The organism is Silvibacterium acidisoli (assembly GCA_022870745.1).
Taxonomy (GTDB): domain Bacteria; phylum Acidobacteriota; class Terriglobia; order Terriglobales; family Acidobacteriaceae; genus Silvibacterium.
In genome coordinates, this window is sequence record CP085323.1 from 892,654 (window position 1) to 914,730 (window position 22,077).

Consider the following 22,077-nt stretch of genomic DNA (forward strand, 5'->3'; position numbering starts at 1 on the left):
AGGACCGATTCATGGCTTATATCAACGTTACGGTGTACGACTCGACGGAAAACAAGCGCGTGCCTGCAGAGCTTCCGGATGACGCACCCTGCAGCAAGATCGTCGCGGTGCTTGTTCAGAAACTTCAGCTGCCTGTGAATGGGCCGGACGGCGCGCCGCTGAGCTACAAGTTCCATCACAAGAACTCGGGCCGCCAGATCCAAGACTCGCAGACGCTGGCCGATGCGGCAGTCCGCGATGGTGACATCCTCCGCCTGCAACCAGAAATCACTGCCGGATAAATCGATGCCGCCCGAAGCGATTAGAGTGCATGCCCCGGCGCAGGACGACAGGTACAGCCGGTTGCGGCTGATTCCCTGGTGGGATCAGGAGAAGATCCGCGCGACCCGGGTGGTGGTAATCGGCGCGGGCGCGCTGGGCAACGAGATACTGAAAAACCTGGCTCTGCTGGGATTTCTTCAGGTTGTCGTTGTCGATCTCGACCACATTGAAACATCGAACCTCTCGCGCGCCGTGCTGTTTCGGGCGAGCGATGTGGGGCGCTCCAAGGCCGAGGTAGTCGCGGATGCATACAGGGATATCCTGCCGGAAGCTACGGTTCAGCCTCTTACCGCGAATGTGATGCAGGACTGCGGACTGGGCCTGTTTGCATGGGCCGATGTCATTCTCGCGGGTCTAGACAATCGCGAGGCGCGGCTCTGGATCAACCGTTCGGCGTGGAAGACAAACCGTCCCTGGATCGACGGCGCGATCGAGGGCATCAACGGGGTGGTAAGAGCCTTCGTCGCAGGCCAGGCGCCCTGCTATGAATGCACGCTCGGCGAGACCGACTGGGCAATTCTCAGCAGGCGCATGTCATGCAACCTGCTGCTTCACGAGGCGCAGACGGAAGGCCGTGTCCCGACCACGCCCACGATCTCTTCGATCATCGCCGGCGTGCAAGTACAGGAGGCAGTGAAGCTGCTGCATGATTTGCCGGCGCTTGTAAGCAAAGGCTACGTCTTTGAAGGATTGCACCATACCTCCTACACGGTTGAGTACACGGAAAATCCGGAGTGCATGAGCCACTACGTTCTCGACAGGATCCTGGACATCGACCAGCCTTCGAGTGCTCTTACTTTGCAGGATCTGGCGCGGCGAGCCAGCAGCTATCTGGGCGTGGAAGACGTCGCGATCGAGTTCAGCCGCGATGTGATTCACAAGCTGGTCTGTCCGAAGTGCGGGCGGGAGGAGATCTGCTTCGTGGCCGTGGGAGCGATTCGCTACGATCAGGGGCCGTGCCCGGATGACGGCCAGATGCGCGTGGTGCAAACGCTCTCCGGTTACCGGGGAGAAGCGGAGCTGGCTGATCGCACGCTCGATCAGCTGGGCCTGCCACTATTCGATATCTTCACGGCGCGGTCGATGGAAACCGAAATTTCCTATCGCATTGCAGGCGACGCGACCAAGGTTCTTGGTGTACTTGCATCTCCGGCGATCAAGGAGGTCGAAGCATGACGGCCACTCCGCGCTTCCAGGTCGATAACGAAGTTACCCGCTGCATTCGCCAGCACGCGCGAACGCACATGACCACCGAAGTTTGTGGCGTACTGATTGGAGAGCTTCGGGGCGGCGTTGTGGAGATACAGGCTTCGATCGAAGCTTCGAACGCAGCCCAGGCCGGAACCCACGTTACATTCACGCAGGACGCATGGGAGACGATCTACAAGGTCAAGGACGAGTCGTACCCGAACGAGCGGATCGTCGGCTGGTATCACTCCCATCCAGGATTCGGTGTCTTCCTCTCGGAGCATGACACCTTCATTCACCGCAATTTCTTCTCTTCCCCCGACCAGGTTGCGTGGGTCTACGATCCGCACACCGACGAAGAAGGATGCTTTGGATGGGTCGACGGAGAGATTCATCGCATTCCTTTCTTTTCCGTTGTCGATAACGCGGGCGACGGCGTGGAGCGCACTCCAAAGGAGACGCCCGCAGCCCAGGTCAAAGCGAACGAAGAGCCTCCGCCTGCACCGCAGCAGCCTTTACGCAGAGAAGCCGGTTCGGCATGGATGCGCTGGGCAGGCATGGCGATGATCTACCTATCGCTCGTCGCGCTCGGATTTGCAGTCTCTTACTTCCTGTTTCCTCGCATCCTGCTGGTGACCTTCGACCCAGTCACAAAGGAGCCGCTCATAATCACCCGGGACGGAGAGCGGATCGAACTGCGGCGGCCGGACGGCTCCGGAGCTTACACTTTGCCGCAGCCAGTGCAGAAGCCTGATTCGCCATCCGGAGGTCAAAAGTGAACGAGAACCAGCCGCTCCGTGTAACGCTTGAAGAACTGACGAAGGACGAGAAGCCTGTCGCTGTTACCAGCGCGAGCCTGCACTCTGCCGCGGCAACACCCGGCACTACGGTTTACGGCAACATCAATGCCGAGCCCGATGCCCCGGCACTGGCAGAGCAGAAGGCCAGCATCCTACTGCAGGCATGGTTCTACCTTGGAGCGGCAGGCCTGGTGGGGGCGCTGCTCGGATGGGGAATCGCGGAGCCGGCCTTCGTAGACGGGCCAGGGCACCGCTGGGGCAATGCCGTGATGGTGCCGTTGATGGTCGCGATGATGTGCGTCGGTTTCGCGGTCGTCGAGAGTATCGTCGAACGCTCGGCGAGGAAGGCGCTCATTCGGGCCGGGCTCGCGCTTCCGCTGGGCATCGTTTTAGGGTTCGTCTTCAGCGGTCTTGCCAACATCTTCTATTCGATCGGATTGGCGTTCTGCCGCGGAGCCGGGGTGCAGTCTTATCACAATCCAGCGGTCTGGATCGCACGCGGCATCGCGTGGATGGTCCTGGGCGCTGCGGGTGGTGTGGTCTACGGAATCATCGGGCAATCCATGAAGAAGACTGGATATGGAGCGCTCGGCGGAGTCATTGGAGCAGCGGTCGGCGGTACGATCTTCGACCCCATCTCGTTCGTCACGCACGGTGGCGCAACCAGCCGGGCGATCGGCTTCGGATTGCTCGGTATCGTAACAGGCGTTGCGATCGGGCTGGTGGAAAGTGCACTCAAGGACAGGTGGCTTTATGTCACATCCGGACCGCTCGCAGGAAAGCAATTCATCCTCTACAAGCCGCAGACGGTGGTGGGCAGTTCGCAGAACTGCGATATTTACCTCTTCAAAGATCCCGATATTCTGCCTCAGCACGCAGTGCTGGAACTTAAGGGATCAAAACTGCACCTGACTGCGCATGGAAGTGTATATGTCGCCGGACAACCTGTTCGCGGCATGCGGGTTCTTGACAGCGGAAACATCGTTCAACTGGGCCGCTATGGCTTCCGCTACCAGGAGAGAAATCGCTAATGAGCGGCTCCTGCCCCTATTGCCGTAGCCCGTTCGAAGACGGCGAGGAGATCGTCTCCTGCCCGGGGTGTGCGACGGATCACCACACCGACTGTTTCCAGGAGAATGGCGGGTGCACTGTCTTTGGCTGCTCCGCTGCTCCGGCAGACGAGCCGAAGGTCAGCATCTCGAATTATGACCTGGCAACGGGAGGCGTGGGCATTCAGCCAGCGGCGCCCGCATCCTCTTTCCTGAATCTCTCGGCGCCGGAACCGCCTGCGTCTGTGCCGCAAATTCCCGCGAGGACATCGACTCCGCCCCCACCACGGCCTGCGGGTTCGACTCCGCCGCCGCCACGCGTTCAGACAAGCCACACACCGGTGATGACCTATCCGACGTTTGGAGGATACGGAGATCCGGCCCCCGTTGTGATCGACACTTACACCCCGAGAAAGAGCCGCGTGGCCTACGTGCTGCTGGCCGTCTTTCTGGGCGCCTTCGGCGGACACAATTTCTACGCCGGGTACGTCAAAAAAGCTGTCATACAGCTCTGCATCACGGTCTTCACCTGCTTCACTGGCGCGATCGTCAGCTGGATATGGGCTATCGTTGAGGCCTGCATGGTAGACCGCGATGACGATGGCGTCGCATTTGTGTAACTCTACTTTGACTTAGCACTGGAGGACATACATGAACTACTTCATCACGCGCGATGGTCAGCAGTATGGACCCTACACGCTATCGGACCTGCAAAGATACGTCGCCTCGGGAGAGATCCTGTTGACCGACCTCGCCTTCAGTGAGGGAATGGCAGAACCTCTGCCGGTCTCCCAGATCATCGGCACCATACCTGTTCCGCAGCCGGTCTACCAGGTGAGCGCGATGAACACCGATTCGCTCTATCCCGATCCGCCAAACCTGCACTGGGGTCTGGTTCTTCTGTTCGATATTCTGAGCTGCGGTCTTTTCCAGATCGCGTGGGACCTGGTGCAGTCTTCATGGATGAAAAAGGTCGCTCCACAGAGTAAGGCTTTCTATTACTACTGCGCCTGCGCCGGTTGCGGCGTGTTGATTTTCTTTGTCAGCTTTTTCCAGGCTCAGCATCACCACCACAGCCCGCTGCTCGGATTGCTACAGATCGCCGACTTCATCCTCGTGCTGATTGGCAGGTTCAGCCTGAAGGCTTCACTCGAACAGCACTTCAACACCGTTGAGCCCATGGCCCTTCAACTGAGCGGTGTGATGACATTCTTCTTCGGCGGCATCTACTTTCAGTACCACCTGAACGACATCGTGCGCCGCAAGAACTTCGATCGCATGACTCGGGCAGCTGTATGAGATACGCAACGCGCTGCGCGGTCGCAAACCTGCTCGCGCTCGCGACAGTAGTTTGCGCCTTTCTGCTGCGCCGTTTTCCGCCGGAGACGACGCAGTTCTATCCGCGCTGTCCAGTCTATGTCTGGCTCCATCTCTATTGCCCAGGCTGCGGTGGAACACGCGCCGCAGCAGCACTTCTACACGGCAGGTTCATGGAGGCGATCCATTGGAACATCGCCTTCGTCATGCTGTCGCCGCTTGTTCTGCTGTTCCTGGCGCTCTGCTACTGGCGCGCCGTGCAACGGAAAGACTTTGTGTGGCCAGCGGTCCCTGAATCACTTTTGAAGACGATTCTTGTGCTGTCAGCGGTATTCTTTATTGCCAGAAACATCCCAGCTCACTGAACCATCTACCGGCTCCGGAGAAAGACGCAACATGCCATCGCCTCGCACTCGCAGACTCAAGACTGACCATGAACGCATGGTCAGACGTTTCGCTGACTGGCCGGCCATACAGATTACAGCCACGGCGGGCATGCCTCCGGAACTCTATCGCTTTACCTACAACCTGAAGGGGCTATACGTGAATGCGACTGGTGACATTCTCGAACGCGATTCGCACCTGCTTGAGGTAAACCTCTCGCTGGACTATCCGAGACGGGCACCGCAATGCCGCATGCTGACACCGGTCTTTCATCCGAACTTCGATGATGCAACCGTGTGCATCGGCGACTTCTGGGCAGCTTCTGAAGGACTGGACGACCTCGTCGTTCGAATCGGGAGAATGATCGCTTACCAGGAATACAACACGAGAAGTCCACTCAACGGTCTCGCGGCGAAATGGGCTTCGGAGCATAGCGCGCAATTGCCCATCGACAACCGCATTGTGGCGCCTCCATCGGAAAACCTTTCCGAGCCCGAGATTTCTACCGGAACCGTATCCGTTTAGCAGCGGGAAAGATTCGAACTCGATTCTAAGCCTTGAAACATTGAAAAATGATCATGGCCTGGACTACCCACACAAGTATCGGAGAGATGGAAGGCTTCGAATCATGGGCGTCCTGGCAGAAGCAGGCGGGCCTTTGGGGTTCTCTCACGATGGATCGGGTCGGATGCGTCAGCACGGAATCGTGAACCAAAATCCTGAGAGATCTCGAACTAGATAGGTTGGTGACGCGTGCTGTATTTCCGGAGGTGCCGCCAAGTGTCGAGTACAACACCACGCGTTGGGTATCGCCATGCTGGAACAGACAACATCTGTTTTGGCTCTGGATGGTCGGCGATACCGACAAGTTCGGGAAGGCGCGACGTACACACGACCGAGCATCTGCGACGACTGGCATCCCATCTGATCAGGTCCAGACAGAAGATTGCGCTCGATTGAATGCTGATTGATTCGATACCGCTTCCGAGCGAAATCAAGCGACGCGGATTGAGTCGCCAATCCTTCAGGAACTGGGGACTCCGTAGCTACCTTTCGAGACCTAATCACCGTCCCCGGGGGATCTGTCTCAACTAACTCTTCAACAAAACATTGAATGCGTTATCGAAGAAGAGATCAAGCGGTTTATCGCTTTGCAATGTTTTGGCCCGCACCTGCGCTCCTTCCCAGCCATCAACCAGGAGAGCGGCAAGATCTTTCGGCTTGGCAATCGTGTGCAATTCCCGGCTATCAATGCCCTCCTGAAGCGTCCTCGCAATGGCGCTCTCCCAAGCTTCAAAGGCCTGAATCAGAGTCTTTCGGATCTCTGCGTTATGAGCCGCGACCTCCAGACTCATATTACCCAGCAGACAACCAGCGATCGGTCCGCCTCGAACTCCGTAGGTCGCTATCAGGTCTTTGAAGTATCGACGAAGCTTCTTCATCGGAGAAAGGTTGGAGTGAATGAGCAGCTTCTCCCACCGTTCCTGCTCACCTGCCGCGTACCTCTTGATCACTTCAAGAATGAACTCATCTTTTGTTGTGAAGTGGTGATAAAAGGAGCCCTTGGGCACCTTCGCCTCCTCCAGAACCTGGTTCACCCCCGTAGCCGAATACCCGCCGGAACGAACGATGCCAACTCCAACTTGAATGAGATGTTCTCTTGTAGATTGTTTGCTCATCTGAGTGCGGTTAGACCGGTGTCAACCCATCCTCGTTTTGATCCTGTTCTCGCAGGTATTGCTTAGGTGTACCCATTGAAACCGAGTCCTTGCTCGTGGAAGCAACGGGAGGCGGCCATCGCCTCCCGTTGCTCCCACGCCGCGCTGCGTTAGTGGCGATTTCATTCAGCGCGAGCTACCGTCCAACTTTGCGACGAGTGTGTTGCCGAACTCTTCAGCGGACATAGGTTGCTGGCCCGTGATCAGTTCGCGATCTACAACGACATTGGAGTGCCAGTTCGTGAACGTGTCGACGTGGGCGCCCGCTTCTGCGAGTGCATTGACGGGATAGAACTGCACGTAGCCACCCAGACCCTTCGGGCCTTCAAGAGCTTCCTCTTCACCGGTCGAAAAGATCGTCACGTGATAGCCGGCGTAGGGCCAATTCTTGGCGAGGGAACTTGCGCTGCCGTCACCTGCAATTAGTGCCTTCTGGAAAGCCACCGAATCGCTCAAGGTCGAAAGCAGAACAATAGGACCATGGCAGATAATGCCAGTGGTGCGGCCTGCATTGTGAAAGCTGGTGAGGATCGTACCGAGACTCTTGTCCTGGATCAAATCCACCATCGGGGCGTGACCGCCGGGAATAAAGAGACCGACGTACCCATCAGTGCCCTCAGAGACCACGGAAGCCAGAGTCTTCGGATGCTTGAGCTGGTCGATGCCCTGCACATACTTGAATGCCTCTTCGCGTGCGTTGTCATCGCCACCAAAGAACATCTTGTTATTCGAGTTGGCGTCCATGACGGGTGTATCGCCCTTCGGATTCGCGATCACCGGCGTATAGCCTGCTTCGACGAGCTTCTTGTAGGGAACTTCAAACTCATTCAGGTAATAGCCCGTCTTGTACTGCTTGCCGTCCTTCAGCGCCAGTTCACTCGCGCTGGACATGACAACAAGAACCTTACCTTTGGATTGCGACTGCGCTTCGGAGATCGCGGGGATGCCTGTCATAAGGATTGCCAGGGCCGCCAGAACTGCTTTCTTGAACATGTACATAACGCCTCTTCTGAATCTGTAGTTAAGCCGATTGCCTGGCTTACAAAAGAATAGATTAGACCAGTCTGTTCCTTGATTCAAAAAAAACTATTACTACGGCTCAAAAGGGGGAGAAAAAGTCGGATCATTCTATCCCTACCCTACGAGGAAAACGATGCCGTCGCTCGTCCTTGAAGTGTAGCGAGTTGCTCACTCATAATGATGCGTTGCCGTTGCGCTTCCTCGATCTGTGCCCTAGCGCGAGCCATGGAGTGGGCATCCAAAACCGGATTCGGTCCCACGCGACTCCCGCAATGGCGCGCACATCTCAGGACTTCGCTTCTCTTACCTTTCGCGGTTGGCTCACCGATCCAGGCTGATCGTCCTGTCATCCTATCTGGCTTATGGGCGTCCCATAACGTGGATGTGTGCGTAGGGGGAACCAGCCCACATGATGTAAACACCGGTTGGCTTATGACTCGTTGGTAGCCCTGTCGTCTTGGGATCGAATGGCCAAAGGATCATCCAGTGAGGCCCAATTTTGATTGCCGGCGAGGTTTTGTCGTTAGGGTCAGTATCGCTTCTCTGGGTCGCTCCGGCGAGCATGTATTCGATACCAGGAACCGTTGTCGTAGGTCTCGGCTTATGTTCGTCAAAGTCTTTGTTCCACTGCACGGCTACCTTGTCCATACACATCGGGGGCATGCCTACGCGGCTTGGGTCTCCCGGCATGCAGGTGAAATCGTTGGTGCCCTGCCGCAGAACCCGCATACCGCCACGTCCATCGGGTTCAACGACCGTCGCGTCCTTCGCGACATTGGTGGGACCAGCAGAGAGAGCAAGAGCTATTTTCTGTTGCGCGCTCAGCGTGCTGGGTTTCATCTTCATACCAGCCATCTCCTGGGCCTGCGCCGCCATGGGAATGCCGGTAGAAGCCAGGAACATGCCAAAGATCAATACGGACGTTGCAATCTTCATCGGAATTCGCATATCAAGGTCCTTTTCTGTTGAGTGGCGAAAGTAGAAAGAACGCAGCTGCTCCTCACAAGACGAGAGCAGCTGCAGATGCACTACTGCTTGACGAGGACAAGCTTCTGGTTCACGAATTCCTTAATGCCAAGTTCAGAGAGTTCGCGACCGTAACCAGAGCGCTTGACGCCGCCAAATGGCAACTCTGGGGCTGTGCTTGCGAACGTATTGATCCAGACAGCGCCTGTTTCAATCCGCGAGGCCAGTGACCTGGCACGATCAATGTCCTGAGAGAAAACGACACCGGACAGACCGAAGTGTGAGTCATTGGCAAGTTCGACGATCTCATCGTCATTCTTGACAACGTAGATTTGCGCCACCGGTCCGAAGAACTCCTCGAAGTAGGCCGGATTCTCGCGCTTCACGTTCGTGAGGATGGTCGGCTCGAAGAAGTTACCCTTGCCTTCAATCGGCTTACCACCCAGGTGCAAGGTTGCGCCATTCTCGACCGCCCTCTTCACCTGCGCGGCAAGATTGTCACGAGCGGGCGCTGACGAAAGCGGACCAAGCCGTGTGCTCTCATCTGAGGGGTCGCCGATCTTCACGGACTTCAAAGCCGCAGTGAAGCGCTCAAGGAAGGTGTCGGCGATCTTCTCGTGAAGCAGGAAGCGCTTCGCGCAGATACACTCTTGTCCGGCGATGTGGAGTCTTGAAAAAACACCGGCTTCCAGAGCCTTGTCCAGGTCGGCATCGTCAAGAACGACGAAGACGTCATTGCCGCCCATTTCGAGCGTCGATTTCTTGAGATGCTTGCCTGCCTGCGCCGCGATCGCGCTACCAGCGCGCTCGGAACCGGTCATTGCCGCACCTTGTACGCGTGGATCTGCGATGAGGGTGGCAATCTGCTCATTTGAGATGAACAGATTTGTCCAGGCTCCCTTCGGGGCGCCGGCCGCGGTAACCATCTCTTCAAACACGCTTGCGCAGTGCGGCACGATCGGAGCGTGTTTCGCGAGCACCGGGTTTCCTGCCGCAAGCGCTGGAGCGAGCACACGCATTAACTGGTAATACGGGAAGTTCCAAGGTTCGACAGCAACGAGTACGCCGATCGGATGGTGCTCCACCCAAGCATCTCCAAGAGCGCTCTTGATCGGCGCAGGTGCCAGGAAATGCTCCGCATTGTCTGCATAGAAACGAGCAATCTGGGCGATGATCCCAACTTCTTCACGGCTCTCGCCGATCAGCTTGCCCATTTCCTTTGTGGAGATTTGAGCGAGTTCTTCGGCGCGCGCATCAATGATGTCGGCTAGCTTTCTAAGAACCTCCAGGCGGGGCTTAATAGAGCCCTTGGACCACTCAGACTTATAGAGTTGATGGGCCGCTGCAAGAGCCTCCTCCATCTGCTGATCGGTATGCTCCGGGTAGGTCTTGACGAGTTCGTTCGTCGTCGGATTGATTGTCTCGTATGCCATGATCTTGTCCTTATGCGTCTCGGCTAAGAGAACGAGGCGGTGTCGGCTCGTTCAGATGGAGGGATCGCCAGCCTAAAGACTCAAGATCATGGCGGTCCCAACGAAGGAAGCGGCGGATAGCCCTTTCGATCTGGCTATCCGCTTTCGCTGCCACAAGAGTTGCTATGGGAAGCCGATCAGGCTGCGGCCAGTTTCTTCAGCAGCACATCGCCGAACTCGGTGGCAGACATCGGCTGCTGGCCTGTGATCAGTTCGCGATCAACGATCACGTTGCTATGCCAATCGGCCACGGTATCCACATGTGCTCCGGCCTCCGCCAGGCCGGCAGTCGGGTAATACTGAACGAAGCCGCCAAGTGCGCCCGCGTTTTCGAGGTATTGCTCTTCGCCTGTCGAGAAAACGGTGAGGCGGTACCCTGCGTACGGCCAGCCCTTCGCCAGGCCATTAGCAGCGCCGGTCTTGTCAGCCAGTGCCTGCTGGAATGCTTCCGAATCATTGAGGGTGCTCAGAAGCGCCAACGGACCGTGGCAGAGGATACCGGTGGGTTTTCCAGCGGAATGGAACGCCTTGAGGATTTCACCCAGGTCCTTATCCTTCGAGAGGTCCTGCACAGGGGCATGGCCGCCGGGGATGAACAAACCGACGTAGCCACTGATGCCTTCCTTCGCCACGTCGGCGAGCTTTTTGGGATGATCCAAAATATCGAGGTTCTCAACGTACTTCAGCGTCTCGGCGCGAAACGCATCGTCTCCACCGAAGAACATGGCATTGTTGGAGTTGGCATCCATGAGAGGACGATCGCCATTCGGGTTGGCAACGACCGGGGTATAACCCGCTTCGATGAGCTTGCGAAACGGAATCGCGAACTCATTCAAATAAAAGCCGGTTGGATACTGTTTACCGTCGCGAAGATCGAGATGCTTCGCACTGGACATAATGACTAGAACTTTACCCGCCATTTGATTTGCCTCTTTCCTTCGGTTTGCCGTGTCTTCGGCTTTGGTTAGATAGATTAGACCAGTCTGATCAGTGATTCAAAAACAATCTTTGACTGGCGACGCATAGCAAGCAAGAAACTGCCTGGCGAGTTAGCTACACAACATGAATCAATGTTTTAGCGTTCATGCATTCCTAAAGACCCAAGGAACCAAGCTCGAGCCGATGACCAGGGTGCTTGATGCCACCGAAAGCTGCCACCTGCTCAGACATGGAGACTTGGTTGAACGCCGTCATGCGGGCTTCGATTTATCGCGTGAAATAAGCGTGTCGATCTTGATCGTTCGTCCACGCCGAAGATACGTTGCCTTCTCAGCACGCGCACGCGTGGCCGGACTGATAGGTTTGAACATGCTTGCTTTCCTCCTACTCTGCTTTTCGGAAATATGACTCGATGAAGCCCTTCAGCAGGTAATGTAATCAGCGGGCCTTTGCATTCAGCTTCGCAAGGAACGCATCAGCGAATGCATGATCGGAAAATGGCTGTTGGCCGGTAATGACCTCACGATCCACCACGACGTTCGGCTTCCACGGTGCCGCATTCTGAATCTTTGCTCCTGCTGAGGCAAGGGCTTCATCGTTGTAGTCCGGGAGATGTCCATCGAGCTGAGGAAGCTCGATCTGCTGCTCTTCCGTTTTCGAAAAAACAGTGATCTTGTAGCCGGCATAGAGCCATCCATGCGACAACTCGCGGAGCCTGGCAGCGGAAGCGTTACCGGCAACGAGAGCCTGATCGTACTTCTCCGTGTCGGGCATAGCCGAGAGCAGAGCCATCGGACCGTGGCAGATTAATGCGGTCGGGCGTCCCGTATCGTGAAAGCTCTTAAGAATCTGGCCGAGGTTCCTGTCTTTCACCAGGTCAATCATCGGGGCATGTCCGCCAGGGATGAAGACACCGGCATAGTCCTGAGTGTGGCCGACGATCGTCTCAAGCTTGATGGGGTGCCTTAAGCCTTGCTGGTCGTTGATGAAGCGTAGAGCCTGCATGCGCATTGCATCATCCCCGCCAAAAAACTTCGGCACGTTGGAGCTTGCATCCATCGAAGGCGTGTCGCCATTCGGGTTGACATAGACCGGGGTGTAACCGGCCTTGATCAGGGCAGCGAGCGGTACATAAAGCTCGTTGAGGTAGTATCCGGTGGCGTATACCCTGCCCTCTTTCAGGTTGAGAAGATGTCCGCCAGACATCACCACGAGAACCTTGCCCTTGGACTGCGCCATTGCGGACATAGACAAAGTCATCGCCAGGACGAGTACAAACAATGCACCTACCTTGCCAAACACATTCATGGTCTTTTCCTCATTCTCGGGAGAGCTCACCTGCTGAATCCGCTCATCGCACGAATTATATTTAGATTAGACCAGTCTGATCATTCGAGGATTGAAAATATTTTTACTAACTGAAGGACGTAGACAGAAAATCATCCCCGCCTCTCGTCGTACTTGCGCCTTGCTCTCTCGAAATTTTCCAGATTTTGCACAGTCCAGAGCCAGAGAGGACGAACATGTTCGAGCATGCCAAGTCCAAGCTCGGTGATGGTGTATTCGACCCTTGGCGGTACCTCGGGAAACATCTCCCGGGTGACCAGGCCATCACGCTCAAGCTGACGGAGTGTTTTGGTGAGAGATTTCTGACTGACGCCTTCTACTCGTTCCATGATGCGGGAAAAGCGCAGGGGCGATCCCTCCTCCGCCAGCACGGACAGCGTCCATAAAAGCCATTTGTCAGCCATCTGCGTGGTGATTTCGAGCGCCAGGATTTCTCGTTCCGGCTCCAGAGCCGCACATTCTGCGTTCCACATTTTCCAATGATTTTCCATAAGTTACCTCCAGGTAAGTACACGCCAAAAAAGTGCCTTATTGCCAACGGATACTAAACGCAGGATACTCGCTTCGTGGCAGTGCACGGAAATTGGCTGTTCTTCCACTCCACATCGAATCCACCCGGTTGACCCGTATTTGACGGCCTCTATCGTGGTGGGAACGCTCGTGATCGCTTTCAAGGTTGGCGCCGGTGTCGCTTTCGTTTGACTCTCCCCCAAGGGGAGGACGGAAAGTGATCGCTGTCTGGACAAATACGGTCCCCGGAAAGGACGTAGGGTCAAATGAATAAGAATGGGACGAAGGAAGCCCTTATTGAGGCCGGCCTTCAATTGATTCACTCTACCGGCTATTCTGCGACTGGGATCAACCAGATTCTAGACAACGCCAACGTGAGGTCTTTCTACAATCACTTCACCAGTAAGGACGAATTCGTCATTGAGGTAATCAAGCTCTATGCTGCGGGTGAGCAAGCACGATTGGAACGGGTCCAGGTAGACTCCACGCTCTCTCCGATAGCGAAGCTTCGCCGTTACTTTGAAGACAAAATTGCGTTCCACGGAGAGCGCGGCCAATTCGCAGGCTGCCTCCTCGGCAACCTCAGCCTTGAAGTAGCGGGCCACAACGCCGCAATCCGAGATCTGCTGCGCCGATCCTTCGATGAGTGGCAGCAGTCGATCGCATCGACAATTCGAGAGTCGATCGAGAAGGGCGAACTTCCTCGTAGTGCGAAGGCAAATGTTCTCGCTGCCGTGATTGTAGACAGCTGGGAAGGCGCCCAGGTCCGGGCCAGGACAGAACAAAGCGATAAGGCTCTTAATTTGTTCTATGACTGTACATTCAATGTTTTATTGAGAACTGAAATCCGCTGACGTTCGGGAATCCTTTTTTGAATCTCTAAACAGACTGGTCTGATCTATTGAAGTGCCGCTGATGCGGACGAACTTCAAAATCGAGGGAATGAAATGTCGAACACAAACACAAAAGGTACGGCCGTCATCACCGGAGCATCTGGCGGCATTGGTGCAGTCTATGCGGATCGTTTCGCTAAGCGCGGCTACGATCTTTTTCTTATTGCCCGCGACGGAAAGCGTCTCGGCGAAGTTGCCAACAAGCTGTACGAAAAGTATGGCGTTTCTGTGGAGACCCTGATCGTCGATCTGACGGATAAGCCTGAGTTGCTGAAGCTGGAAGCCCAGCTTCAAGCGGACAAGAAGGTCTCTGTTCTCGTGAACAATGCCGGATTTGGCGGCACGAAGTCTCTGGTTGATTCCAGCGTGGACGAGCTCGAAAACATGATCACGTTGAACGTGACCGCGCTCACCCGGCTCACGGCAGCAGTTCTGCCAAACCTGATCGCTAAGAATGCCGGCGCCGTCATCAACATCGCCTCCGTCGTGGCCGTCAACCCGGACGCGCTCAACGGCACCTATAGCGGTACCAAGTCTTACGTTCTGAACTTCACGCAGTCCTTGTTCAAGACACTGAAGGACACCAGCGTACAGGTTCAGGCCGTACTTCCTGGTGCGACCCGTACCGACTTCTGGGATCGGGCTGGCCTGCCAGTCCATAACCTGCCCGAGAAGAACGTCATGAGTGCAGAGGATTGCGTCGATGCAGCCATGGCTGCGTTCGACGAGAAAGAACTCGTAACGATTCCTGCCTTGCCTGACGTAGAGGTCTGGAACCGCTATGAACAGGCTCGCCTCGCGCTGTACCCGTTCCTTTCCAGCAAAGAGGCCGCGAAGCGCTACCAGCACAAGGGCTAAGAAAACCGCAATTCGCCGGAAGAGCCACACCGTGCGGCTCTTCCGGCGCGAAAGTTCAAGCGAAAAGGGATAAGGTGATGAGCAATCAAGGGCAGATAGCAGTGGTTACCGGTGCCTCGTCCGGCATTGCAAAGTCTATGCAGATCGTTTCGCAAAGCGCGGTTACGATCTCCTTCTCGTGGCACGGCGCAAAGATCGGCTGGACGCGCTCAGTGCAGAGCTTCAGGAGAAATACGGGGTTAAAGTCGAGACCCTGGTCGCGGACCTCACCAGGCACGAAGATCTGCAGAAGGTTGGAAGCACGATCGCTTCCAATGAGCGGGTCGCGGTGCTTGTGAACAATGCCGGCACGGCTGTTGTAGGACCATCCGCGGAGCTTTCAATCGAGCAGGTGGAGTTCCAGTTAGATCTCAATGCTCGATCCGTCACATTTCTAAGCCAGGCTATCCTGCCGGGATTTCTCAAACGGAATAGCGGTACGCTCATCAATCTAGGCTCCGTCCTTTCCTTCTTCGCCTATCCCTTCAGTACGTCGTATAGCGCGTCCAAGGCGCATGTGATGCTGTACACGATTGGACTTCACGACGAACTCGCGAACACCGGTATCCGGGTTCAGGCGGTTCTCCCTTCGAATACCTACAGCGAAATCTGGGAGGTCTCCGGCATGGGAGTTCATAATCTCGACCCGGAAACGGTCATGTCTACAGATGACCTGGTCGATGCCGCCCTCGCTGGGCTCGATCAAGGCAAGACGGTTACGCTTCCATCTCTTGAGGACTATTCGCTTTGGGAGGCCTTCGATGCTGTGCGGATCAAAATGTTCAACGCCGCACAAACAAAGAACGTTGCAACGCGCTACGGTCTAGGACGGAAATAAACAAAGACCTGAGTTCGAGGAGACGATGCTGCCCGGACTTGTCCATCAGCCACATGAACAGAACGATGAGGGAAATGCCATGACGGATCGCAAATATTATCTGCTCGCAGAATTCGATGTGAAGCCGGAATCGCTGGAAGAGACTAAGGCTATCTTCTCCAAACTTCTTCCGAAGGTTCTGGAAGAAGAAGGTTGCGAGGAAATGTACACGACTTCCATCTTGGACGAGCCGAACAAGCTTGTCTTCTTTGAGGTCTTTTCCTCGCGGGAAGCTCACGACTGGCACATGGAACAGCCTTACACACGCCAGCTTGCGACCGATCTCGACGGAAAGCTTGCGGCACCCCCGAAGATCACAGAACTCAGTCGGTTCTGACATCCTCACGTACCGCCATGCGTTTTCTCTGAAGTCCGAGCGGCTCATAACCGGTCTGGCTGCAAGAACAGATGTGTCCTCTTGGAGCAAAAAATGAGTAGAGAAACGAATCGTGTAGTCCTTATCACAGGTGCGTCGTCAGGCATAGGCAAGGACTTTGCCTTGAGCCTGCTTCGAGAAGGCTACATTGTCTACGGTGCGGCCCGACGCATTGAGCGTATGGGTGAAATCGAAGCCGCTGGCGGAATAGCCCTGGCGATGGATGTTACCGATGACGCGGCGATGGTCTCGGCAATCGACCGTATCCTCCGCGATCAGGGTCGCATTGACGTGCTCGTGAATAATGCCGGCTATGGCCAGATGGGTGCTCTCGAAGATGTGCCGATGGAAGTAGCGCGTCGCCAATTGGAGGTCAACTTGATCGGCGTGGCGCGTCTCATCCAACTCGTACTTCCACATATGCGCGCAAGGCAATTTGGCAAGATCGTTAACATTTCAACCATCGGTGGAAAAAATGCAGGCCCGATCGGCGGTTGGTACTACGCCTCAAAGCACGCGCTCGAGGGATACTCAGATACCCTTCGTATGGAAGTTGAGCCGTTCGGAATCGATGTGATCGTGATCGAGCCCGGGGGGATCGATTCAGAGTGGGCAGAGATCGCATTCGATTCTGCGAGGGAGTATTCAGCGAAAGGGGCATACGGTCCAGTTTTGGCAGCCATGTTGAATCTGCCGATTTTGAAGCGCAAGATGCCATCGCCCAGAATCATCACCGACCTGCTTCTGAAGGCGCTCAACAGCAAACGGCCACGAGCGCGATATCATGGCGGCCATATGGCAGGTCTGATCTTGTTTCTAAAGTGGATACTTCCCGACCGCATGATGGATCGAGTCATTATGGGCTCCATCAATCGACTGGCAATGAGTTCGAAACAAACGTAGAAAAGGAGTCTATCTGCTTCCTGCGTTTGCTTGAACCTCCCAAAGACAGGCGGGAACTCGCTAGTATGGCGACGGCTGATTGAAGATGATCATCAGGCTGACGATCTTTCCTTCAACAACATTGAAATAGCTCGTCAGGATCAGTTCGGCGGGGAGGTTCGTCTTGTCGAAGGTGCCGTCATATGCGCCCCGCACGATCGTTGTACTGTAGTGCGCTACGACCTCGCGAACTTCGATTCTGACACTATCTCCGATGATCTCCTTTTCGAGCCAGCGGCGGATAGCAGCGACGCCGACGATCTCCCGCCTGTTGTCATTGACGAGTGCGTCGTCAGCGAACGTTTCTACGACGGCGTTGATATCGGACGCGTTGACGGCGTTAATGTGTTCTTCTACCACCCCACTGAGCCTGGTGCTTGTCATTTTCCTCTCCTTTGCTACTGTTGCCATAGTCGAGGCGGAAGTAGCGGGAGAGTCAATACGCTTCCCAGGGCTTGACGTTCCCCCTGGGGGAGGTCGGAGAATAGGTCTATGGCGTCGCTCTCAATCGGCGATTTCTCGCGTGCGACGCAACTTAGCATCAAGACGTTGCGCAAATACCATGAGAGTGGGCTCCTTGAGCCAGCATGGGTAGATCCAAACAGCGGCTACCGCCGCTATTCTGTCGAACAGATCTCCACGGCACAACTCATCCGGCGCTTCAGGTCTCTCGAAATGCCTCTAGTCGAAATTCGCTCGGTATTGTCCACGTCAGATTTGAAGGCCCGTAATGAACTGATCTCGACCCACCTGCTTCGCCTGGAAAGCAACCTTGCCAAGACGCACAGCGCAGTTACGTCGCTCAGAAATCTAATCCGCCCCTCGGGGGAGACTAATAAGATTGAGCATCGCAACATCCCTGCAACTGCGGCAGCCTGCATTGTGGATGAGGTCGATGTTCGCGATGCTTTGGCGTGGTTTCGGGGCGCGATCGGTGAACTCAACGCGACTTTCAAGGCTCGTCGCCTCGGTCTCACAGGCTCTACTGGAGGGATGTTCTCGAACGCCCTGTTTTCCGAAGGCAGAGGGCAGGCCACAATCTTCTTTCCGACTGAGGCGAAGATCGTTCCTACCGGAAGAGTCAAACCAACGATGATACAAGCCGCGGCCGTTGCTGTGATAAGGCACGCCGGATCACACGACAATGTTGATCTTGCTTACGGAGCCTTGGCCAAATACGTTGCTGAACATACTCTGGCGGTCATTGAGCCTATCCGCGAATATTATGTCGTCGGTCCACAACATACGGATGTCGAAGAAGAATGGCTCACAGAGATCGCATGGCCAATCTTCGAAGTGCGATCAGACGATGGTGCTGCATGAAGACACAATATATTGCCCAGCGCCCGTGCTTCCTCTATAAGATTTCCCGCGCATCACAGATTCAGATTTTCGATCTGCAATAAATCAGATCAGCTCTCTTTGCTGCCTCGAAAAGCCTGAGCGAGCTACGCCGCTCAGGCTTTCAAAAGCACATTGAAAGCGTTATTCAGGAACAGCTCCAGAGGCTTGTCGTTTTGCTCAGTCTTAGCCCGTGCTTGAGCCCCCTCCCAATTGTTGACAAGCAACGCAGCCACCTCGTCTGCCTTGATTGTTTTGGGAAGTTCCTTCTTCTCAATTGCCTCACGAATCGTCTTGGCAATCGCTCCCTGCCAGGCATCGAAAGCCTTGGCGAGAAGTTTGCGAATCTCTTCATTTTGGCCGGCGATTTCGAGACTCAAATTCCCCAGAAGGCATCCAGAGATCGGTCCACCACGTCGACCGTAAGTAGCAATCAGGTCTTTAAAATACACGCGCAGTTTCTTCATCGCGGACGTATCCGAATCGTCGAGAAACTTTTCCCAGCGCTCTTGTTCGCCCGCAGCGTAGCGCTGAATCACCTCCAGGACGAACTCGTCCTTGGTGGCGAAGTGATGGTAGAACGACCCTTTTGGAACTTTCGCAGCTTCCAAAACCTGATTGATTCCGGTCGCCGTATATCCAGCAGAACGGATCAGTTCGAGGCCGACAGTGATGAGGTTCTCTTTGGTGGTCTGCTTGCTCATATCAATACAAATAGACTAGTCTACAGCGTTTTCGTCGCAATTTCTTTACAGCCCCCTCACGCAACGCCTACCTCACATCCTTCCCGAAACACGCGGAGCTGTGCGTCTGAGATCTGCTGCCGGTAGTGGACGCGTCCGATTTAGTCCAGGCTCCAAATGCATCTACTTCGCTGGGGTTTTTGCTGTTTTTTGGACTGTATGGGAAGTCTTAGGAAGGTCAATGGCGGAGAGGGAGGGATTCGAACCCCCGGTAGCCTTTCGACTACGCCTGATTTCGAGTCAGGTGCATTCAACCGGACTCTGCCACCTCTCCGTACCTATGCATCGCTTTGGGCTGTCGCGGAGTCCGTACCGCGGAGTCAGTGCAGGTTGCACCGGCCTGTTGCGAGGTGAGCGTTCGGTCGATTTTTTGACCGGCGCTCTTATGAGTTTAATGGCAAAGTCGCTGCGGTGGCAATCCCATGCCCTACCTCTTCGCTAAGTGGAGATGGATCGCGACAGCGGCGTAACTGTCCTTCGTCTCAGAACCGGTCGCTTTCGCGATCGTGATCCGATAGAGATCCCCTCCGAGCGGCTGTACTGTCGCATCTGTTGATCCGATTTTCCATGGCGTGAGGATGCGGAAAGTATGGTCGCCGTCCGTGTGGACGTCTGCCGTAATCGTGAGATCTCCGCCCTCCAGGTGGGTCGTTTTTATCTTTATCCCCACGCTGGCGTCCCCGAGCTGCGGGGCTGGTGCATTCTGCAGAATCGCTACACCGCCATGGAAGCGGATACGGCACTCCGTCAGACTGCCTGCCGTCTCGACGTTCAGGTGTGCATAGGTAGCCTGGGGCATCGTTTCGAGCGTGGCATGCTGCGGGTGGCCATCGCATTCAGCTCCGTCCAGTTCCGCTCCGAGCGGCAGTGCGGGCGCGTAGTCAAGATGAACAGCCGGACCGCTATGGCTGAGCCGGAGTCCTACGGATGATTCGTCCTGAGCGAGGATCGCCGTTGCAGTATTTCCCGCTAACGGCAGGTGCTTAACTGTGACCTGGTGCCAGTCGGCGGGCAATGCTGGACGCAGCACCAGAGTGTCACCACTCGCTTTCACGCCGAGCAAGCCATCCATGGTTGCGCTGACCAGTGCCGCGGATGACCATGTCTGCTCCGGAACAGACTCGCTCTGCTCACGATAGAAGTTTCCGGCAAGCACTTCGTGCAGGTGCCCGGGCGAGTCTAGAGTGTTCCAGCTTAAAAGGCCATCCAGAATCGACCAGGCGGTAATGGGATAGCCTTCAGACCAGAATCCCCCGGCAATGCCTGCACTGTGCGCGGCTGAAACGCTCCCCGTCGCGTAAGACCACGGATCGAAAATCGGAGAATGGGTGGAAGCGCTGCGTGTGCCCCAGTCAGTCTGATAACTAGCGGACGCCAGTTGCTCCAACGCCTGCCGGGCTTGCTGTGGTACGAAGTCTCCGGAAACAATGGCGCTCATCGCTCCGCTGTGGCGATTCAGGATTGGATCGCCGGCCGCGGTATGCCCATCGACCCAGGTACCTGCCGACTGATCCCAATAACGGGTTGCGAAGCTTTGCCTTGCGAGCTGTTCTGCATGCGTCGCATCTGCGGCTTCGCTAGGGTGGCCAGTCAGTTGAGCGAGACTCGCGAAACTATGCGCGGCAGATATCCAGGATGTCGACAGGTTGAGGTCATCATCAGGACGATGCTGTTCATCTCCGCCTTCCTTGTCCGAGGGAATGTGCGGGAGATGATCTTTTTCATGAATGATGGACTGACAGTACCGATACGCCGCGGCGATAGATTGCCAGTGCTCCTGTGCAAAAGCCTTATCTCCACTGACGGTTACATAATGTTCGATGGCATTGAGGTAGTCGAAGCTCAGATCGACGTGAACATACATGTACGGATACGCCGACCAGTCGATGTATCCCGCGCTTTGCGAGAGCTCGTGCCAGATCATTCCGGTCTTTGGGTCCTGGTACTTCTGGATGAACTCAAGCTCCTGACGAGCGCGCGCGTACTCTCCCGCTGCAATGAATCCCTCGGCAGCAATCATGCCGTCTCCGGCAAAGAACCAGTCGTATTGCGGACGCCGGCCAGGGCGCGAAGGCCCGTATCCCGCGATCTCACCGCAACCAAGCTTGTCATTGCAAACCCAGGCCTGGTCGAGTGCAATCTCTGCCCATGCGAAGGCGGAGTTCAACTGTTCGTCGGGTGTCTCCAACTGGATAGCGTTCGCGGCAAGTTGTTTGTAGTGGTTGCCGGCTTCGGCAAGCCAACCGTCTTCTTTCTGTTGCCATGCCTTCATGACTCCAGGATGAGATGCCGGCACTGTGCCAACAAAGACCGTTGCGAGGTTATGTTTGCCAGCCTGTCGTGGATGGAGGGTGAAGGCGAGACTTTGATCGACACGCACCGTGCTGTTGCCGGTCTCGTCATGCTCCGCTGCCTCCGGCGAAGCCACCAGCGCAGCGAAACGATGTGTTGGCTCCTCCATGAAGTATCCATTGAGCGCGGAGCGCCACGAAGCGGATTGGCCGCCAACAGCCGCAGGCCACATCAGATCGAGCACAGGTTGAAAGTGGACGACGATAGAAACTGGTTCTGCAGATTCAACCTCGTAGCTGAGAATCGCCACCGGCTCACTCACGGGAACAAAAAGTTTCTCGCGAACAATATAGCTGGGGCCAGCGTAGATGCGAGTCACGGAGTCAGGCTCGGTAATGACCCTCTTGAGCAGAAGCCTGCCGTCCACTTCGCTCGATGCACCATTTGACAGGAAGCCGACGCGATATCCGCTGACGAGTTGCAACGGATACGCCCACATCTCAAGACCCTGCGCAGGATAGCCCATTACGATGGCACGCTGTCCATGGGCTGCAACGAAGTGCTGCCCTGCGTCGACGCCAATCGAAGGAAGCTTCGCCTCCTCTGCTGCAGCAGCAGAGGAGGCGAAGACAGCTATCAGAGAAAAAGACAGTAAACAACGGCGAATGGTGCGTTCTTGCATCCT

25 protein-coding genes and 1 tRNA gene are annotated in these 22,077 nt (G+C 55.7%); 15 read left to right on the plus strand and 11 right to left on the minus strand.

What is annotated here, in order from left to right:
- Nucleotides 1-11 precede the first annotated feature (11 nt).
- From LJD29_RS03715 to LJD29_RS03755, 9 genes are all read left to right on the plus strand, one after another.
- Entirely contained in the window at nt 12-281 is a 270-nt protein-coding gene (locus LJD29_RS03715; RefSeq protein WP_446744414.1) for an EsaB/YukD family protein, read from the plus strand.
- On the plus strand, nt 238-1,497 hold the full coding sequence (locus LJD29_RS03720; RefSeq protein ID WP_446744415.1) for a HesA/MoeB/ThiF family protein: 1,260 nt from the start codon (nt 238-240) through the stop codon (nt 1,495-1,497). The genes LJD29_RS03715 and LJD29_RS03720 overlap by 44 nt, the downstream gene beginning before the upstream one ends.
- Nucleotides 1,494-2,288 carry a M67 family metallopeptidase gene (locus LJD29_RS03725; RefSeq protein ID WP_446744416.1) on the plus strand — a complete coding sequence of 265 codons (795 nt, stop codon included), beginning with the start codon at nt 1,494-1,496 and terminating at the stop codon, nt 2,286-2,288. Before LJD29_RS03720 ends, LJD29_RS03725 begins: the two co-directional genes overlap by 4 nt.
- On the plus strand, nt 2,285-3,340 hold the full coding sequence (locus LJD29_RS03730) for an FHA domain-containing protein (protein WP_446744417.1): 1,056 nt from the start codon (nt 2,285-2,287) through the stop codon (nt 3,338-3,340). The genes LJD29_RS03725 and LJD29_RS03730 overlap by 4 nt, the downstream gene beginning before the upstream one ends.
- Nucleotides 3,340-3,978, plus strand: a complete 639-nt coding sequence (locus LJD29_RS03735) for an NINE protein (protein WP_446744418.1) — start codon at nt 3,340-3,342, stop codon at nt 3,976-3,978. Before LJD29_RS03730 ends, LJD29_RS03735 begins: the two co-directional genes overlap by 1 nt.
- Nucleotides 3,979-4,009: 31 nt before the next feature.
- Nucleotides 4,010-4,657 carry a DUF4339 domain-containing protein gene (locus LJD29_RS03740; RefSeq protein WP_446744419.1) on the plus strand — a complete coding sequence of 216 codons (648 nt, stop codon included), beginning with the start codon at nt 4,010-4,012 and terminating at the stop codon, nt 4,655-4,657.
- The gene (locus LJD29_RS03745) at nt 4,654-5,040 is read left to right on the plus strand and encodes a DUF2752 domain-containing protein (RefSeq protein WP_446744420.1); all 387 of its coding nucleotides are present in this window, start codon (nt 4,654-4,656) and stop codon (nt 5,038-5,040) included. The genes LJD29_RS03740 and LJD29_RS03745 overlap by 4 nt, the downstream gene beginning before the upstream one ends.
- A gap of 31 nt (nt 5,041-5,071) precedes the next feature.
- Nucleotides 5,072-5,584, plus strand: a complete 513-nt coding sequence (locus LJD29_RS03750; RefSeq protein WP_446744421.1) for a ubiquitin-conjugating enzyme E2 — start codon at nt 5,072-5,074, stop codon at nt 5,582-5,584.
- 194 nt (nt 5,585-5,778) lie between these two features.
- Nucleotides 5,779-6,030 (plus strand): hypothetical protein, encoded by a 252-nt coding sequence (locus LJD29_RS03755; RefSeq protein WP_446745872.1) that lies wholly within the window; start codon nt 5,779-5,781, stop codon nt 6,028-6,030.
- Between the two features lie 120 nt (nt 6,031-6,150).
- Here the strand turns inward: LJD29_RS03755 and LJD29_RS03760 are convergent, their stop codons facing one another.
- From LJD29_RS03760 to LJD29_RS03790, 7 genes are all read right to left on the minus strand, one after another.
- Nucleotides 6,151-6,738, minus strand: a complete 588-nt coding sequence (locus LJD29_RS03760) for a TetR/AcrR family transcriptional regulator (protein WP_446744422.1) — start codon at nt 6,736-6,738, stop codon at nt 6,151-6,153.
- A 165-nt stretch (nt 6,739-6,903) separates the two neighbouring features.
- Nucleotides 6,904-7,770 (minus strand): type 1 glutamine amidotransferase domain-containing protein, encoded by an 867-nt coding sequence (locus tag LJD29_RS03765; protein ID WP_446744423.1) that lies wholly within the window; start codon nt 7,768-7,770, stop codon nt 6,904-6,906.
- Between the two features lie 387 nt (nt 7,771-8,157).
- Nucleotides 8,158-8,733 carry a hypothetical protein gene (locus tag LJD29_RS03770; RefSeq protein ID WP_446744424.1) on the minus strand — a complete coding sequence of 192 codons (576 nt, stop codon included), beginning with the start codon at nt 8,731-8,733 and terminating at the stop codon, nt 8,158-8,160.
- A gap of 92 nt (nt 8,734-8,825) precedes the next feature.
- Entirely contained in the window at nt 8,826-10,196 is a 1,371-nt protein-coding gene (locus LJD29_RS03775; protein WP_446744425.1) for an NAD-dependent succinate-semialdehyde dehydrogenase, read from the minus strand.
- Nucleotides 10,197-10,372: 176 nt separating this feature from the next.
- Complete coding sequence (locus tag LJD29_RS03780) at nt 10,373-11,155, minus strand: type 1 glutamine amidotransferase domain-containing protein (protein ID WP_446744426.1); 783 nt, start codon at nt 11,153-11,155, stop codon at nt 10,373-10,375.
- 457 nt (nt 11,156-11,612) lie between these two features.
- Nucleotides 11,613-12,512 (minus strand): type 1 glutamine amidotransferase domain-containing protein, encoded by a 900-nt coding sequence (locus tag LJD29_RS03785; protein ID WP_446744427.1) that lies wholly within the window; start codon nt 12,510-12,512, stop codon nt 11,613-11,615.
- 101 nt (nt 12,513-12,613) lie between these two features.
- Complete coding sequence (locus LJD29_RS03790; RefSeq protein WP_446744428.1) at nt 12,614-13,012, minus strand: winged helix-turn-helix transcriptional regulator; 399 nt, start codon at nt 13,010-13,012, stop codon at nt 12,614-12,616.
- 285 nt (nt 13,013-13,297) lie between these two features.
- On the opposite strand from LJD29_RS03790, the gene LJD29_RS03795 reads away from it, so the two are divergent.
- The 5 genes from LJD29_RS03795 to LJD29_RS03815 all read left to right on the plus strand — a co-directional run bounded on the left by LJD29_RS03795 (nt 13,298) and on the right by LJD29_RS03815 (nt 16,977).
- Nucleotides 13,298-13,885, plus strand: a complete 588-nt coding sequence (locus tag LJD29_RS03795; protein WP_446744429.1) for a TetR/AcrR family transcriptional regulator — start codon at nt 13,298-13,300, stop codon at nt 13,883-13,885.
- Between the two features lie 93 nt (nt 13,886-13,978).
- Nucleotides 13,979-14,782 carry an SDR family NAD(P)-dependent oxidoreductase gene (locus LJD29_RS03800; protein WP_446744430.1) on the plus strand — a complete coding sequence of 268 codons (804 nt, stop codon included), beginning with the start codon at nt 13,979-13,981 and terminating at the stop codon, nt 14,780-14,782.
- 178 nt (nt 14,783-14,960) lie between these two features.
- Entirely contained in the window at nt 14,961-15,659 is a 699-nt protein-coding gene (locus LJD29_RS03805) for an SDR family NAD(P)-dependent oxidoreductase (RefSeq protein WP_446744431.1), read from the plus strand.
- A 79-nt stretch (nt 15,660-15,738) separates the two neighbouring features.
- Entirely contained in the window at nt 15,739-16,035 is a 297-nt protein-coding gene (locus LJD29_RS03810) for a putative quinol monooxygenase (protein ID WP_446744432.1), read from the plus strand.
- 93 nt (nt 16,036-16,128) lie between these two features.
- A complete protein-coding gene (locus LJD29_RS03815) occupies nt 16,129-16,977 on the plus strand; it encodes an oxidoreductase (RefSeq protein ID WP_446744433.1) in 849 nt (282 codons plus the stop codon).
- A 60-nt stretch (nt 16,978-17,037) separates the two neighbouring features.
- On the opposite strand, the gene LJD29_RS03820 is transcribed toward LJD29_RS03815, so the two are convergent.
- Nucleotides 17,038-17,400, minus strand: coding sequence for a nuclear transport factor 2 family protein (locus tag LJD29_RS03820; RefSeq protein ID WP_446744434.1), 363 nt, complete (start codon nt 17,398-17,400; stop codon nt 17,038-17,040).
- A 108-nt stretch (nt 17,401-17,508) separates the two neighbouring features.
- On the opposite strand from LJD29_RS03820, the gene LJD29_RS03825 reads away from it, so the two are divergent.
- Nucleotides 17,509-18,339, plus strand: a complete 831-nt coding sequence (locus LJD29_RS03825) for a MerR family transcriptional regulator (protein WP_446744435.1) — start codon at nt 17,509-17,511, stop codon at nt 18,337-18,339.
- Nucleotides 18,340-18,473: 134 nt separating this feature from the next.
- Here LJD29_RS03825 and LJD29_RS03830 read toward each other — a convergent pair whose 3' ends face one another.
- The 3 genes from LJD29_RS03830 to LJD29_RS03840 all read right to left on the minus strand — a co-directional run bounded on the left by LJD29_RS03830 (nt 18,474) and on the right by LJD29_RS03840 (nt 22,074).
- Nucleotides 18,474-19,061 (minus strand): TetR/AcrR family transcriptional regulator, encoded by a 588-nt coding sequence (locus tag LJD29_RS03830; protein ID WP_446744436.1) that lies wholly within the window; start codon nt 19,059-19,061, stop codon nt 18,474-18,476.
- Between the two features lie 221 nt (nt 19,062-19,282).
- Nucleotides 19,283-19,374 (minus strand) — tRNA-Ser (locus tag LJD29_RS03835).
- A 153-nt stretch (nt 19,375-19,527) separates the two neighbouring features.
- A complete protein-coding gene (locus LJD29_RS03840) occupies nt 19,528-22,074 on the minus strand; it encodes an MGH1-like glycoside hydrolase domain-containing protein (RefSeq protein ID WP_446744437.1) in 2,547 nt (848 codons plus the stop codon).
- Nucleotides 22,075-22,077: the final 3 nt, after the last annotated feature.

Excerpts from the sequence above, each read along its gene's own strand:
- LJD29_RS03735 (WP_446744418.1), top strand. The coding sequence starts at position 3,340 with ATGAGCGGCTCCTGCCCCTATTGCCGTAGCCCGTTCGAAGACGGCGAG.
- LJD29_RS03765 (WP_446744423.1), bottom strand. The coding sequence starts at position 7,770 with ATGTTCAAGAAAGCAGTTCTGGCGGCCCTGGCAATCCTTATGACAGGC.
- LJD29_RS03715 (WP_446744414.1), top strand. The coding sequence starts at position 12 with ATGGCTTATATCAACGTTACGGTGTACGACTCGACGGAAAACAAGCGC.
- LJD29_RS03745 (WP_446744420.1), top strand. The coding sequence starts at position 4,654 with ATGAGATACGCAACGCGCTGCGCGGTCGCAAACCTGCTCGCGCTCGCG.
- LJD29_RS03770 (WP_446744424.1), bottom strand. The coding sequence starts at position 8,733 with ATGAAGATTGCAACGTCCGTATTGATCTTTGGCATGTTCCTGGCTTCT.
- LJD29_RS03725 (WP_446744416.1), top strand. The coding sequence starts at position 1,494 with ATGACGGCCACTCCGCGCTTCCAGGTCGATAACGAAGTTACCCGCTGC.
- LJD29_RS03760 (WP_446744422.1), bottom strand. The coding sequence starts at position 6,738 with ATGAGCAAACAATCTACAAGAGAACATCTCATTCAAGTTGGAGTTGGC.
- LJD29_RS03780 (WP_446744426.1), bottom strand. The coding sequence starts at position 11,155 with ATGGCGGGTAAAGTTCTAGTCATTATGTCCAGTGCGAAGCATCTCGAT.
- LJD29_RS03795 (WP_446744429.1), top strand. The coding sequence starts at position 13,298 with ATGAATAAGAATGGGACGAAGGAAGCCCTTATTGAGGCCGGCCTTCAA.
- LJD29_RS03790 (WP_446744428.1), bottom strand. The coding sequence starts at position 13,012 with ATGGAAAATCATTGGAAAATGTGGAACGCAGAATGTGCGGCTCTGGAG.
- LJD29_RS03800 (WP_446744430.1), top strand. The coding sequence starts at position 13,979 with ATGTCGAACACAAACACAAAAGGTACGGCCGTCATCACCGGAGCATCT.
- LJD29_RS03815 (WP_446744433.1), top strand. The coding sequence starts at position 16,129 with ATGAGTAGAGAAACGAATCGTGTAGTCCTTATCACAGGTGCGTCGTCA.
- LJD29_RS03775 (WP_446744425.1), bottom strand. The coding sequence starts at position 10,196 with ATGGCATACGAGACAATCAATCCGACGACGAACGAACTCGTCAAGACC.
- LJD29_RS03825 (WP_446744435.1), top strand. The coding sequence starts at position 17,509 with ATGGCGTCGCTCTCAATCGGCGATTTCTCGCGTGCGACGCAACTTAGC.
- LJD29_RS03810 (WP_446744432.1), top strand. The coding sequence starts at position 15,739 with ATGACGGATCGCAAATATTATCTGCTCGCAGAATTCGATGTGAAGCCG.
- LJD29_RS03750 (WP_446744421.1), top strand. The coding sequence starts at position 5,072 with ATGCCATCGCCTCGCACTCGCAGACTCAAGACTGACCATGAACGCATG.
- LJD29_RS03820 (WP_446744434.1), bottom strand. The coding sequence starts at position 17,400 with ATGACAAGCACCAGGCTCAGTGGGGTGGTAGAAGAACACATTAACGCC.
- LJD29_RS03740 (WP_446744419.1), top strand. The coding sequence starts at position 4,010 with ATGAACTACTTCATCACGCGCGATGGTCAGCAGTATGGACCCTACACG.
- LJD29_RS03830 (WP_446744436.1), bottom strand. The coding sequence starts at position 19,061 with ATGAGCAAGCAGACCACCAAAGAGAACCTCATCACTGTCGGCCTCGAA.
- LJD29_RS03840 (WP_446744437.1), bottom strand. The coding sequence starts at position 22,074 with ATGCAAGAACGCACCATTCGCCGTTGTTTACTGTCTTTTTCTCTGATA.
- LJD29_RS03720 (WP_446744415.1), top strand. The coding sequence starts at position 238 with ATGGTGACATCCTCCGCCTGCAACCAGAAATCACTGCCGGATAAATCG.